Consider the following 14,836-nt stretch of genomic DNA (forward strand, 5'->3'; position numbering starts at 1 on the left):
ATGAAAAAAATTCACGTATTGTTAATGCAGTTTTCTAGGTTTGACTGGCCTCAAAAATGACTTTGTGAAAGGAGAATAAACCATGCTTTTAGTAGATATTAGAGAAACGATTATTCGGATGGACGCAGCTCTTGAAAGAGGTGCGTGCGGAAGGCTTGTTGTTTATGACAATCAAGTTGAACTACATGACGATGACAATTCTATTATTTCTGTGTTAGAAAATGCTGAAATCAAGGTTTCTAGTTGGTGTGAAAATGGCGAGTTAGTATATCACTCAATCACACATCAAGAGGCCTTAACTGTCATGTCAACAGACGGATGGCCATTGTACGCGGGGAAAACGTCAATTGTTTTTCAAGGTGATGATCAAGTACGAACGAATGCGAAAAAGCGTTCTTTTCAACAGGAATACGAACGGTAAAAGAAAGGGTGGAAGAGGGATGACTTTACAACAAATCATTGAGGGTAGTGGGATTGTTTATGTGGCAGGAAGCAAAGCGTTTACGGACAGCCTATTGATTGCGGAAGTGTTCGAAAAAGGACATGACAAGGTGCTGCGGGATATTCGGAATCTGAAGTGTTCAGAGGAATTTCTACTCGCCAATTTTGGAGAGTCCTCATATACGAACAAGCAAAAACGGGTTATGCCTATGTTTATTTTGACTTTCGATGGATTTGTCATGCTCGCTATGGGTTATACGGGGGAGAAAGCCATGCAGTTTAAAGAGTTGTACATAGCGGAGTTTAATCGGACTCGTCAGATTTTGGAGAATCAAAAAAATACGCTAATTTCAATGGAGCAGAAATTAGTTCGGTTAGCCGTTCGTGAAGTAATTCATTCACGGTATCCGAATTTAACGGATGGGGCACGACGTAAATATTTTACGCGGTTGCATAAGGAATTGAAAGAGCGATTTAATGTTTGCTCCTATAAAGATGTTCCGAGGAGCGAATATCAAGATGTGTTGACGTTTATTCACGGATGGGAGTCGCCACTTTTGGTTAGTGGTATCTATCACTAATTCCTATCTTTTTTTTAGGAAGGTGGTGTTATTGCAAGATAATCTGGTGGAAACGATAATGCGTTTCCACCATTCTTTTGATGAAGTACCAAAAGGATATGTGATGAAAACGAATTCGATTCCATTGGAGAAACCTGTGAAACGAGAGGAAGCGCCGGAGGGGTATTATTTGCGTCGGGCGTGAAGCGGTTTTTTCCTTTATATAGGCGCTAAGTGGACTATCCAAAATTGGCGAGTGCTATTTAATCGAAAGGATTTTGTTGAATGAAGGAACAAAAAAATGTATGAGAACGGAAGGTGCTTTGATTGATGAAAGCTTACGACATTACGGTGGAAGAAATGGATGCTTCGAGAAAATTAATTGAAACCATACTTTTTGATCCGACGCATCCACTTATTCAAAAAGGTGATTGGGTTATGGGGTACGGTGATATTGTCTATTTGGTTGATGAAGTTGGGTCGAAGGGAACATATACAGGTTTGCGGTTTAAAGAAGATATGTGTGTGCTTCGGGCAAATTTATCGGTACGAAGAATACAACGGTTCGCGTCAGAGAAAGAAATTGATGCATTGAAGGTATTATGCGTTTACCAGGAATGGGAACGAGGGGGAAGGGGTGTTGGAAATACGAGTCATTTGTCCGAAGTGCGGAGGGCGTGAAATAGCAGATGTTCGATATGAAGAGTCTCTGAAAGGGTTTCAACTGCTGAAATGCATGGAATGTTCGTGTGTATTCTTGGTGATTATCTTTGAAGGTTGGGTGTTGGTATGAATACGTCGAACGTGAAGGGATGTTCGGATTGCGGAAAAGTATTTTGCCATGGGGAAATTGTTTACTATGACTTGACTGAAGACAGGACGTTGTATGGGCTGTGTAAGTACCATACGATCTTCATCCACTCATTCGAAGCGCGTATGAGTGGACGATACTTAAACCGAAAAGGGTGAGACATGTGAGCAAGTTGCTACTGAATGAACAACCGCTTCTAATAATGCCGAAATTAGCCCAAATAATCGGGTTGAATGAAGCGATTGTTTTACAACAAATAAATTATTGGGTTGAGATTAACCAGAAAGCCAATAAGAATTTCCATGACGATTTTTATTGGGTATACGGGAGTCTTGATTACTGGGAAACACAATTTATTTTTTGGAGTCGAAACACAATTAAAAGAACAATTACTAGTTTAGAAAAGAAGAAATTGGTGATTGTTGGAAATTATAATCGACTTAAATTTGACCGAACGAAATGGTACAGAATAGACTATGAAGTCCTAAAAGACCTTGAAAATCAACCATTAGCTCAAAATGGGCCAATCGAAGAAAATAATGTGAATAATGCATTGGCCCAAAATGAGCCAATGGATAAGACCAAAATGAGCCAATCATTGTACCAAAATGAGCCAATCTCATTGGCCCAAATTGAGCCAATGGATAAGCCCAATTTGGGCCTGACAATACCTAAGATTACTAAAGAGACTAAAAAAGAGATTACTAAAGAGACTACAGCAGAGAATAAGTTGAATGCTTCTGAATCTTTACCACAGGATGATTCCAATGAAAAATATATAATGCCGCTGCTTGAGCGATTTGTAAAATTACGTGGTTATGGTTCTGATGCGAAACCGTTGGATGTACAAGCGGCGAAGGAATTACAACAAGCGGGTGTAACTTTAGCGGATGCAATGATCGGATTGGAAGAAGTGTTTCGGAATTATAATTCAAAGCACCCAAGAGATCGGATTCATTCTTTGTCGTATTGTATCGGCTATATATTGGACCAACGTTTCCCTGGGAAATCTACAAAAAAAAATAATGGACGAGAAGAGATAATTCCAGAATGGTTTAAAAAACAAGTTCCCGAAAAGTCTACAAAAAGTAATAAGGAGGATATTGAACGTAAAAAATTTGAATTGGCACGAGAAGAATTAATACGTGAATTGAGGGAGGAATAATTTTGAGCATTCCAGTATCGCAAAGAGGGCGTCTCGTAACGTTGATTACGCTTCAAACAGCAGATGGAATCTTACATCATGGGAATGGTTGTATCGAAAGAAAGGAAATCTGGTCATCTTTCAGCCGTTTTAAAACAAGGAGCTGCTTCGAAACGGGCTAGGCTGTCGCCTTATGGTCAGTCGTTGTTTGATTCTTGTTTTAAGAAATGGACGGTGACTAATTTGGAAGAGAACTGAAATGTCCTAAGTGTGAAAATAAAATAATAAAGTCGGATTATTTTTATACAGAAGACAAAAGAAGAATTCGGGATTATGGAATGTGCTTCTCTTGTTGCAGATTTTTCTTAGGTCATGCTGGATGCGGAGAGTAAGAACGAGAACTGATTAATTGAAACAATTGACGAAGTGAGAGGATGAAAAGTGAAGACATGATAGGGTCGAGAAATACATTTGGGGATGAGAAACTTACAAAAATAGAACGAGTCGATGTGATATGTCAAATTGATGATTTATTTGAAGCTTTTTGTCGATCTGACTGCCCTTTTGAAAAGGTAAGTTCGGTAGTATCTAAGGTTTGTTGGAATTGTCCAGTTAGTCATAGATTACGAATACTTGGGACGCAACTGTCAGTTGGGGAACAGCTTTCAGCGTGTGATTGAAGGTGATTAGCATAAAAGGGGGAATCGATTTGAAATTAAATTTTGAATTTGAAGGTGATATTCAAGGTGTGAAACAGAATCGTGAAAAAGGAGTGGAGACGGAAAAGAAACTTTTGATCGATTGGGTGTTAAAAGAGTGTATTGGTATGTATTTCGAGATTAAGCTGCAATCAAGACGCCAACATTTACCGAGCGTGACAAGCAATTTGACTGATATGCCCTTTTATTCTAGTGGTGGGTTCCATAGTTCAACAGAATCGACTGCGCTTAAAAAAGTTTCTGCTTTTGAATGGCTTAATACATTTCATGAACACTTGGATAAATTACCACAAATACACAAGGAGATAATTATGAATAAATATCTAAAAAGAGATTCGGGCGGGAGATTCCCCTTGGACGATTTTGTTTATTGTGAACTGCATATTACCAGGAAAAATTACTATGTGCTAAAGAAAGAAGCATTGTATTGGCTAGGACTACAGTTGATAAAACAGGAAGTCATGCATTCTGAAGGTGTGATGTAGTTATGAAGGAATCTGACGCAAGTGAGTGAATATAAAACATTGCAGATTATCAAACACGCATAAATGCATTACGTCGATAGACCAGGCGCTTCGGAAATGGATATTGAAGCGGAAAAACGTGTGCTAGTGAAAGTTACAAATGATGTTGAGGAATTGAAAGAAAAGTATGGAATTAAGTAATAGGAAGTAGACACATATAGCGTAATCGAGGTGATGAATTTGACGATTGGTGAGTGCCATAAATGTGGTGAGCAGATTCAAGAGTGTACTCAATGGGACACATCTATGGAGTTAGGATTTATCTGCGACAACTGCAATAAAGAAAGGTTTCAATCGCATAAGGGCTACCTAGAAAATGCGGTTTGGTTAAAAGAACATAATCGTAAAGTAAGTAAACAGTTAAGCGGTATATAACACAAAGAGTGAAGGAGAGACAGGGGGGTCACAGAGTATTTAGTTCTCAACAAGGAAGTAGTTGAAAATGTTCTAATGCAAGAAGAAAGCAAGGTTCCTGTCCTACTGATATGTCGGTTGAAATAAATGATTTCCTCATAGTTGAGTAATACGCTGTTCGAACAAACTGTAACTCAGATAAACAGAAAAAAGACCTTCATAACAGAAGGCCTTGAAAAAACTGAGATAACAAGGAGATTCATAAAACATCCCAGCTTTACAATAGCATATGCAAATTATCATTTATCGAGCGTGCTTTTGAAAAATCATTCTCTTTAGGCGCATATGTCGAAAAAATAATGAACGATTAATACGAAGTTCGAAGAAAATGAGCAGCATTGAGAGGTGAAAAGAATGATTAAATTACTATCACTTTACGGTGGCATTGGCGCGGATGCCAAAGCCGCTAAACGCCGAGGTGTGAAAGTAAAAACGATAGATTACGTGGAATGGGCAGCAAATCGAGTGAAGGCGTATAACGCGATGAACCCTTTTCGTTATGAAACGCAGGATGTGCGCACGTGGGATTTAAAGCCGGATATCCTCGTACACGGAAGCCCTTGTCAGGATAATTCGGCCGCTAACCAAAATGATGAAGAAGGGCGTTCTGAATTACTGCTTGAAACGATTCGGATCATTAAAGAAATGGGTGAATGGCGACCTAAATTCGTTATTTGGGAAAACGCTATGGATTACGGCCTTCCACAAACAAGGGAAAGAGTATTTTGCATATCAATACTCGGTAATGAAGTATTCGATTTCAGCAAGCTGAAGAAGCGACCGCTACGTCCAATGAGTGAATTTCGGCAACTGGAAAGCGAAATCGAAGACATAGAAAAATATGTGGTGAAAATACCGTCTATGTTGAATAGTTTAGAAGATTTAGCGACCGCGGAAGAAATTGAAAGCAACAAATCGAAATTTCGTTATGTGAAAACAATTGTCGATGTCTGCAATACGATTACCGAGCGACCTGATCGTTGTCCTGCTGCTGGTGTATTCAAAATGGAAGACGGTCGGTACAGATATCCGACTGAGCGCGAGTGGTGGCGTTTGATGGACTTCGATGATGACGACTTTGATTTAATGTTGGATGTATTTCCAGTCAAACCGAACAATCGAAGTGCAACGCTTTATGCGCTTGCTGGTAACAGCATTGCTGTATGTGTTCTTGAAGCAATATTTGAAGTTATTCTTTCGGGTGATTATGCAACAAGCTTCACTACTGATGACGCGGGGCAGTTGCAATTGATTTGCTGAACATAACGTTTGTGAGGTGAGAGCGATGCATTGGGAGTGCAGATATTGCGATACGGGTTTTTATCCAGTAAGTAACGATGGGGATCTTGTGTGTGTAGGATGCGGCGCTGAATGGGAAGCAGCCAAAATTCTTGTCGAAGATGAAGATGAGTAATTCACAGTTCAAAAATACGACGACGTGGTAGACACAAAATGCGGTGCGAAGCGTTTCCTTATAAGTGCTTACGCATGAAATAGGAGGGTCACATTAGTGACAACAACTGATTAACTGAAAGTAGGAATGAAAGCCGTCATGTTGAGCTGAAACTACTTATCTAATACTCCTACATGCACTCATAGATTAGTAGATTAATAGTGTATGAAGCTAGGCGAAGTCGGCTGAAACAAACCTAAGTTCTTTTATGGATATGGTTTGTGATAGGCCGGGATGCTATAAAATATCTATGGTGAGAATGTCCGCTGAGGACTGACGAACTTGCGAATGGTGCGAGACGTTGTTCTCAAAAGTAAAGCTAATAACTTTACGGGGAGAGAACTGCTCTAAGTAACTCAAACACGAGTTACAAAGAGAAAAACTTTTTCGATGAGAGAATGAAAAGATAGGGTAACGCCTTGAAGCTTCTCCAGTAAGATACCCTAACCTCTAGTCGATTGCAGTCGGCTAGGGCAACCATAGCTGGGTAATGAAGGTTGAAACTACCGTAGTGCCGTAAAGGTAACCGAAAGCCAAAGGGAGTAATAACCTCAATGGAATTGTAGTGAATACTCTCTGTCGTTTAAATATGGTGAGAATGTCATACCAATGGCTGACAAATCTCCGAAGGTAAACTTCGATAGAAGTACGGTTTAGAAATGAATCGGGCGTGAAAATATCGCTTGTCTAAAGGGTTGGAATTTTCTTTCGGAGAGTAAATCCTAACGCAGTTACAGGCTGCGGAGCTAGACACGGAGAAAAGGAGACACCTAAGTTTAAACAATGATAGTCGGAAAGGAACGTCGGAAGCGGTCAACGTTGCTCGTTAGAGCGAGGGGTACCTCAAGTTAAACAGGAAACGTATAAACGAGGGAACTGTTTTAATGACCGATGAAAGTAGTGGCACAACCGATGACGGCTCTTGTAATGAGAGAAGGAGGAACAGCCACAAGTCGAAAATTATGGAAGGAATATCTATTATTCAATCCTTGCATGGATTCTGGTGTGACTCAAAAGGTCACCTAAATTCTTATGAAGGAAGGTGATAGACCATGAATGAACAACCTAAGGACAGAATACTCAAGGACAATAAAAGCAGGCATGCAGAATATTATGGTATGCAAGCAGTGTTTGATGAATTGCACAAAAAGTCTAACGAAGGAAAAAAGTTCAAACAGCTCATGGGAATTATCGCATCAAAGGAGAACATCCTTCTTGCTTACAGAAATATTAAGCGCAACAAAGGAAGTTACACACCTTCGGTGGATAGAATAACTATTGAGAAGATTGAACGGATGCCACAAGATCAACTTCTAAAGAATATTGAAAATCGATTTAACAACTACCAACCAAACAAAGTTCGCAGGAAGGAAATACCTAAACCAAATGGAAAAACGAGACCTCTCGGAATACCATCGCTTTGGGATAGACTCATCCAACAATGTATATTGCAAGTCTTGGAACCAATCTGTGAGGCTAAATTTAACACTAGAAGCTACGGTTTTAGACCGAACAGAAGTGCAGAACACGCTATCGCAGATGCAAATTTCAAGATAAACCAAACAAACCTAACATATGTGGTTGATGTGGACATTAAAAGCTTCTTCGATGAGGTAAATCACGTGAAACTGATGCGTCAATTATGGACGTTTGGGATACAAGACAAACAGCTACTTGTAGTACTACGAAAGATATTAAAGGCACCAATACAATTGGAAGATGGGACAATCGTCAATCCCACAAAGGGAACCCCTCAAGGGGGGATACTCAGTCCCCTATTAGCTAACGTCAATCTCAATGAGTTTGACTGGTGGATAAGCGACCAATGGGAAACAGCGAAAACCCGATGCAGTTTCAAATATAAAAACAAAGAAGGTAGAACAGGTAGAGACAACAGAGCTTTGAAGAAAACTAAGTTGAAGCCAATGTACATTGTACGTTATGATTTCAAAATCTTCACAGGTTCACGAATTAACGCAGAGAAAATATTTAAAGCGGTGCAATTGTGGCTTGAAGAGCGTCTGAAGTTACCAATTTCAAAAGAGAAATCAAAGGTAACAAACCTAAAGAAGCAAAAGAGCGAATTCTTAGGATTTACGCTTAAAGCAACTAAAAAAGGCAAAACCAAAACAGGTAAAACAAAGTACGTGGCGGAAACACACATGTCCCCAAAAGCAATAAAAACAGCTAAAGCGAAATTAGCTAAGCAAATCAAGAAGATACAAAAACCCCTAAACAACTCAAGCCGTATTAAGGAAATAGCGAAGTACAACAGCATGATAATTGGTATACATAATTATTATGAAATTGCTACGCATGTGAATCTGGACTTGAGAAGAACAGGGTACGACATACAGAAACAAATGTACAATCGTCTTCCCAAAAGCAAGCCGAACGACAAGAACACAAATTGTTTTACTAGACATGGCGAATATATGGGCAAAGACAAAGGGATAGCGAAATATGTTAAGCGAAGGAACAAATATATTCGGTATCTCATGAAAAGGCCAATACTTCATCTCGCGGATGTCAAAAATAAAAATCCAATGATGAAACGTAATGCCATCAATAAGTACACTGAAGAAGGACGAAAGTTAATTCATAAGAATCTAACAAATGTATCCGAAACAGAACTTAAGTGGTTACGAGAACACCCTATATTAACAGGCAGGGCGACGGTAGAATACAACGACAATCGCATGTCACTTTATGTGGCTCAGAACGGAAAATGTTCGATTACTGGAGAACAGTTAGATCTATTAGATATGCATTGTCATCATAAAATACCGTGGCAAATAACACGTGACGATAGCTACGAAAACCTAACGTTAATCAAATCAGACGTTCACTATCTGATACATGCAACAAAAGCAACAACAATGAGTGCTCTTCTGATAAGGCTTAATCTGAATAAGAAAGCCATTCAAAAGTTGGACAAATTAAGAATGTTAGTGGGGAACAATTGTATCATTGAAAAAGAAATCAAACGAAATATTGTTGCCAACCAGGTTAGAAATGAACAACTAACGTTGTTCTAAATACTAAAATGAAAATCAGAGTGTCCAAAGGGAAATTCATGATTGAATAGTAAAGAAAACATAATTTTCGAGGGAGCGCCGTGTGAGGTGAAAGTCTCACGCACGGTGTGGGACGGGGGAAAGCCGAAAAGAGAATGGAACTCGAAAGAGTTTTACACTTAGTAGGTTACCTATCGTTATTACGGGTCTAAACATTTACTATGATTGAAAAACATAGTCTGACAAGCTCAGAGTTAAACACCGAAAAGTAAGATTATGTCGTATGAAATTCGGAATATCCTACAATGAGGATATATTTTAACAGGCTCATAGTAAGCATCTAATGTACTTTGCATATCGTAATATTCAGCGTGCCGTAATGCAGTACTCACTGATGGATTGTTCAACAACGTCGTAACTTTCTTGGTAGTGGCGTTTTTTTCTGAAGATATTGATCCATTCTTATAAATCTTTTATCACAGGTTAATAATTATAAATAGTCTAATAGTCTAATAGTCTAATAGTCTAATAGTCTTGAAGTTTGTAGAGTTACGTGAGATTATAAGTGAGGGTAATTTAAAAATAAAACTATAGAAGTTAAAGGCAAACTGTTCTGAAAGGGCAGGACGCAAAGCTTAGGGTCTAAAGTTTAGAGATTAATCAAAAGTCCTACAATCTAAACAATGATCGCCTGGTTACCAAATTTATGGATTAATATATATAATCCTTTGGCTATTCTATATTGAATAGAATAGTTTTTTTTATGTGTAAAACCACCTGGAATGAATTTGGCGAAAAGACTTAGTTAGAAAGGATTAAAATATTCTTGAAGTGAATAATTTAAAATCTTTGAAGTGGCAGGCGCCTTACGCTTGATTCACTACTAAGGGAAGGAAAATGTGGAAAATGAATAAGAGAAGGTTTTCGTTCAGAACAAAGTTATTAGTTTTCTCTTTATTGCTATCGGTAGTACCGATTGTATTTGTTGGCGTCTCAGTAAATAAAATAGTTAGCCAAAAAACCAAGGACGATTATATCAGTTTTAGTGAGAAAGAAATTAAACAGGTGGACAATGGAATTTCGTTATACTTTGAAACGATTAGGGAAAATGTCCAATTACTAGCAAATGACCCAGCCGTTTTAAACGCTGATTCAAGTATTACATCTTATAAAGATATAGCGGGAGAAGATTCCATTGATATGACACCTTCAAAAAATGAAGAAAAGGAAAAATCTATCTTCGATGTGTTTGCTCAATTTAGTAATAGTCATCCTAAGGCCCCTTATGTTTATATGGGTACATCGGATGGAGGTTATATTCAATATCCGGAGGGGCCCGTGAAAGCTGGTTTCGATGCTAGAGACCGTCCTTGGTATACCGCTGCTATTGAAGAACCAGGAGAAGTAAAATTAACAAGTGCCTATGAGGCAACTGGTATAGAGGGAATTATCGTCAGTAATGTAGTGTCGATTGAAAAAGATGGCAAACAAACAGGTGTGCTAGGCCTGGATGTAAGTTTGGAAGGCTTAACAGGTATTATCAAGGAAATTAGTATCGGCAAAAATGGGTATGTCATTCTTGTGCAAGAAGATGGAACAATCCTTGCGCACCCCAAAAATCCCGATTTGAACTTCCAACCAATTTCTAAACTAAACGTTCCGGAACTAACAGATTTAAGCAAAGACGGCCCATTTGAAACTGAGCTAAATGGAGAAGACTATGTATTGAACACAATCACTTCAGAAATTGATGGCTGGAAGTATATTGCTGTCATTAAGAAGGCCGAAATTTTAAGTACGGCGACTTACATACGAACTATGCTTTTCATTGTAGGTGGGATTTTTGCTATTCTAGCTGTAATCGCATCTATTGTTATGAGTTTACGTATAACGAAGAGCATTAAAAAAATTAGTGATTTGTCTTTAGCGATGTCAAAAGGTGATTTGACTCAACAAGTTGCAATAAAAGCGAATGATGAAATCGGGGATATGGGCGATAATTTCAATACCATGTCTAACAGTTTGAAAGAAACTATTCGTAAAATTTCACAGGAATCTCAACAATTATCTGCGACATCTGAGGAGCTGGCAGCGTCTTCGATTCAAAATCAAACAGCCTCCACCGAAATATCCGAGTCAATCCAATTGGTTGCCACTGGAGCAGATGAACAGGATGCTGCTATGAAAAATGCTGTAGGTATTATCAATGAAGTATTTAAACGTGTTGATGATGTGACAGTGAGTATGGGCAACGTAAAAGATTCCATTCATTATTCAACGGAAACTGCCAAACAAGGTAGTGAAGTCGTTGAACAAACGGTAAGTCAGATGAGTGAAATTGATAAAAATGTAAGCTCTTCCGCTGAGAAAATTAGCAAGTTAAATGAAAAATCGAATGAAATTAGACAAATTAGCTTGATGATACAGTCTATTTCAGAGCAAACGAATTTATTAGCTTTGAATGCTGCAATTGAAGCTGCAAGAGCTGGTGAACATGGAAAAGGATTCGCAGTAGTGGCAGATGAAGTTCGAAAACTTGCAGAGCAATCTAGCAACTCAGCATTGCAGATTGATTCCATCATTCACGATATTAATGAAGGAATTGAAGATTCAATGGAGCTTGTAAATCTAGGTGTAAGTTCGGCTAAAGAGGGAATGAAACTCGTGAATGAAAGCGGGAAAGCATTTGGAGAAATTATGGATTCCATTCTCACTGGTACAACAAAAATATCCGAGGCCAGCATAGCAATGGAAAACATGAAAAATCATATTGAAGAAGTTGTCGTTCACATAGAGGAAGTTTCAAAAACGAGTATTGAAGTAAATAATTATTCCCAAAACGTCGCGGCATCCTCCGAAGAAATGAGTGCCTCTATGGAAGAGGTTTCAGCGGTTTCTCAAGAGTTAGCTAGGATGTCAAATGAATTGGAAGAAGCCATCCAGCAATTTAAATTGTAAAAGTATGATTTCTATCAAATCAATAACTAAAGGAATATGTTGGGTTTCCCGACATATTCCTAGATTATTCAATAACGCCAAGGTGTAATTGGCGTTTCATTCATCACATTTAGAAAAAGGAGGAAACGCCATGTTTAAAGTATTGAATCGTGTTATAACCTTGTTAGCCCTTGTAGCAGTAATGGCCGTGCTTCCATTGGAAAGTGTTTCTGCAGAAGAAATCGAATTCGATCCATTTGAAAAGAGTATTAGAGAAATTTCGGATGCTTTGGATAGCAATCAAATTACTTCTGAGAAGTTGGTTAAGTATTATCTAGAACGTATAAAAGCATTTGACAAGCAAGGCCCTACGATTAATTCGTTCACTAACATTAATGAGGAAGCTATAGAGATTGCAAAACAATTGGATGCAGAGAGACAAAGTAAAGGTCCAAGAGGTGTACTACATGGTATTCCGATCGTTGTTAAAGATAATTTTGACGTAAAAGGAATGCCTACAACAGCAAGTTCTGTTGCACTAAAGGAAGCTTTCCCTGAAAAAGATGCTTTTACTATTCAGAAGCTTAAGGATGCAGGAGCCATTATTATTGGGAAAACAAATATGTCAGAGTTCGCAGCATCATATGGGAGGTTAGGATATAGCTCTTTGGGTGGTTTAACCTTGAATCCTTACAACCTTAAACGTGATGCTTCCGGGTCCAGCAGCGGAACTGCCGCAGCAATCACAGCAAACTTCGGTGTATTTGGATTAGGTACTGATACCTCTGGATCTGTTAGAGGACCATCCCATGTTACGGGGCTAGTCGGGATTAGACCGACGCTAGGTTTAATCAGTCGTGACGGAGTCGTGCCTTCCTCGTTAAATTTCGATACGCCAGGTCCAATAGCTAAATCTGTAGAAGATGTAGCCATTGCATTAAGCTTCATGGCTGGAGTCGATGAGAATGATGAGCAAACATTATAGGCAAAGGGACATATTGTTGAAGATTATAGTAAGTCTTTAGACAATGCTGCCCTGAAAAATGCAAGAATTGGAGTAGCCGTTGATTTTTTTGGAGATAACGCCGAAGTGGATTCGATTACGAATGAGGCCTTAAAGAACATGGAAGGAATGGGGACAGAGCTTATCCCAGTATCTTTCTCAGAGACGACACAATATCTCTGGACACCAATTATTGGGCCAATTAACGAAGCGAATTTCAAGGTTCAGCTGGAGAATTATTTACAACAGTTCCCAGAAAGTCAGCCAAAAACGCTAGAGGAAATCATCAGAATCAGTGAATCACCAAAAGTTTTGAATTCAGCAACGCCAGTAAATCCAGCGAGTTTGGAAGGTCTAAAAACGAATTTGAAACAATCGTCTTTTAAAGACACACCAGAATACAATGATTTAGTAATAAAAGATATACCTAAAGTACGTGCTGAAGTGCAATCAATAATGGAAAAAGAAAACTTGGATGCAATTGTTTTTCCGACGATGTCATGTCCTGCATCACCAAGATTCGATATGGAAGACCCGACATATGTATGTGAAGCGTATGACACGTATGCCGCGAGTTATGTAGCGACGGCTACAGGATTCCCTGAAATTACTGTTCCTGCCGGTGCTACGGGAGAAGAACTACCCGTTGGGATATCTTTCTTGGGATTGGCATACAGTGAACAGTCTCTATTAGATATAGCTTATTCTTTTGAACAAGCAACCAAAGCTAGAACGCTACCTAATACAACGCCTAATTTCGAAATGAATGTAGATGAAAAGCCTACATTTAAACCAAATGATCCAATTACACGTTTACAAGCTATACGATTGATTTTGAAAGAAAAGGGAATTGTCGATTCTTTCGATGTCGCCAACCCAGGATTTGTTGATGTTTCACCTGACGATGTTGGATATGAGGAGATTGCCATGGCTGCTGAATTAGGTATCATCAACGGAAAAGTTAATGCCCAGGGGAAAAGATATTTTGACCCTAACGGAAAATTAACTCGCGCACAAGCGGCTGCAATCCTAGTGACAGCTTATGACTTAAAAGGAACCGTTCCAACCGATTTTAAGGACGTTCCAAAGGGGAATTGGGCTCACAACTATATTTCTACCTTGGTAGCAAATAATATTACTACAGGTTATTCCAACGGTGAATTTAAGCCAACTATTAATATAACAAGTCAACATTTTGCTACATTTATGGCCCGATCTCTAGATGATCATTTTAAGCCCATGAAGTAAAAGTCGATAGAGTACTATCTTTAGGAAAGATAAACGTTACACAAAAATTATAGAAAAGATTTAGGCTTCTCATAAGCAGTTCCAACTTATGAGAAGCCTTTTGTACGTAAAGAAGACAAACGTGTCCTTGGGAAAACAGAAAATCTGCTTTTACAAATGGTACTAACTCTCGGGATGGATCGTATGTCGGAGTCGGATATTATAGGCGTGCAGATTGCTGAATATAACAGGTAAAGGCGACCGCTCCGTAATGGAAGGGTCGCCTTTTCAATCTGACAACTTTCGACAGGATCAGATTGACTCTAATTTAGAACATGACTCATACATAATATATAAAATATACAGTAATATGTCAAAATTTAGAAAACTACCAATCCTATTTGCGATACAACGAAATAAATTCATTCATACAACATCCGATGCTGTCCTCGTTTCCTCATCGAAAATTTCAGGAACAAAGTCGAGTGGTACTTGGGAGGGGGAATTACAGAACCTAAAACTGCAATGGTCTCCTCTTTTTGTTATTTGGAATAGTGAAGGTGTTGAAAGGCTAAAGGCTGACGGC

At 38.8% G+C, this 14,836-nt stretch carries 11 protein-coding genes, 1 pseudogene and 1 riboswitch; all 12 genes and pseudogenes read left to right on the top strand.

Annotated features, from left to right (window positions below; all coding sequences use genetic code 11):
- The first annotated feature begins 82 nt into the window (after window positions 1-82).
- The 12 genes and pseudogenes from H7992_RS04885 to H7992_RS24610 all read left to right on the top strand — a co-directional run bounded on the left by H7992_RS04885 (window position 83) and on the right by H7992_RS24610 (window position 14,271).
- On the top strand, window positions 83-421 hold the full coding sequence (locus H7992_RS04885; protein WP_187046795.1) for a hypothetical protein: 339 nt from the start codon (window positions 83-85) through the stop codon (window positions 419-421).
- Between the two features lie 19 nt (window positions 422-440).
- On the top strand, window positions 441-1,022 hold the full coding sequence (locus H7992_RS04890) for a Rha family transcriptional regulator (protein ID WP_187046796.1): 582 nt from the start codon (window positions 441-443) through the stop codon (window positions 1,020-1,022).
- A gap of 31 nt (window positions 1,023-1,053) precedes the next feature.
- Complete coding sequence (locus tag H7992_RS04895; RefSeq protein WP_187046797.1) at window positions 1,054-1,206, top strand: hypothetical protein; 153 nt, start codon at window positions 1,054-1,056, stop codon at window positions 1,204-1,206.
- A gap of 125 nt (window positions 1,207-1,331) precedes the next feature.
- On the top strand, window positions 1,332-1,682 hold the full coding sequence (locus H7992_RS04900; RefSeq protein WP_187046798.1) for a hypothetical protein: 351 nt from the start codon (window positions 1,332-1,334) through the stop codon (window positions 1,680-1,682).
- 302 nt (window positions 1,683-1,984) lie between these two features.
- Window positions 1,985-2,977: a hypothetical protein gene (locus H7992_RS04905; RefSeq protein WP_187046799.1), complete on the top strand. Its 993-nt coding sequence runs from the start codon at window positions 1,985-1,987 to the stop codon at window positions 2,975-2,977.
- A gap of 78 nt (window positions 2,978-3,055) precedes the next feature.
- Complete coding sequence (locus H7992_RS04910) at window positions 3,056-3,214, top strand: hypothetical protein (protein ID WP_187046800.1); 159 nt, start codon at window positions 3,056-3,058, stop codon at window positions 3,212-3,214.
- A gap of 451 nt (window positions 3,215-3,665) precedes the next feature.
- A complete protein-coding gene (locus H7992_RS04915) occupies window positions 3,666-4,160 on the top strand; it encodes an ArpU family phage packaging/lysis transcriptional regulator (protein WP_187046801.1) in 495 nt (164 codons plus the stop codon).
- A gap of 807 nt (window positions 4,161-4,967) precedes the next feature.
- Window positions 4,968-5,873, top strand: a complete 906-nt coding sequence (locus H7992_RS04920; protein WP_187046802.1) for a DNA cytosine methyltransferase — start codon at window positions 4,968-4,970, stop codon at window positions 5,871-5,873.
- A 1,245-nt stretch (window positions 5,874-7,118) separates the two neighbouring features.
- On the top strand, window positions 7,119-9,104 hold the full coding sequence (gene ltrA / locus H7992_RS04925) for a group II intron reverse transcriptase/maturase (protein WP_187046803.1): 1,986 nt from the start codon (window positions 7,119-7,121) through the stop codon (window positions 9,102-9,104).
- Window positions 9,105-9,675: 571 nt separating this feature from the next.
- Window positions 9,676-9,786, top strand: a riboswitch (cyclic di-GMP riboswitch).
- Window positions 9,787-9,989: 203 nt separating this feature from the next.
- Window positions 9,990-12,041, top strand: a complete 2,052-nt coding sequence (locus H7992_RS04930; protein WP_187046804.1) for a methyl-accepting chemotaxis protein — start codon at window positions 9,990-9,992, stop codon at window positions 12,039-12,041.
- Between the two features lie 181 nt (window positions 12,042-12,222).
- Window positions 12,223-13,704 (top strand): annotated as a pseudogene (locus tag H7992_RS24605) (amidase); the annotation flags it as partial.
- Window positions 13,705-13,785: 81 nt separating this feature from the next.
- Window positions 13,786-14,271, top strand: coding sequence for an S-layer homology domain-containing protein (locus tag H7992_RS24610; RefSeq protein ID WP_255428666.1), 486 nt, complete (start codon window positions 13,786-13,788; stop codon window positions 14,269-14,271).
- Window positions 14,272-14,836: the final 565 nt, after the last annotated feature.

The sequence above is a fragment of the Sporosarcina sp. resist genome (assembly GCF_014302295.1).
GTDB lineage: Bacteria > Bacillota > Bacilli > Bacillales_A > Planococcaceae > Sporosarcina > Sporosarcina psychrophila.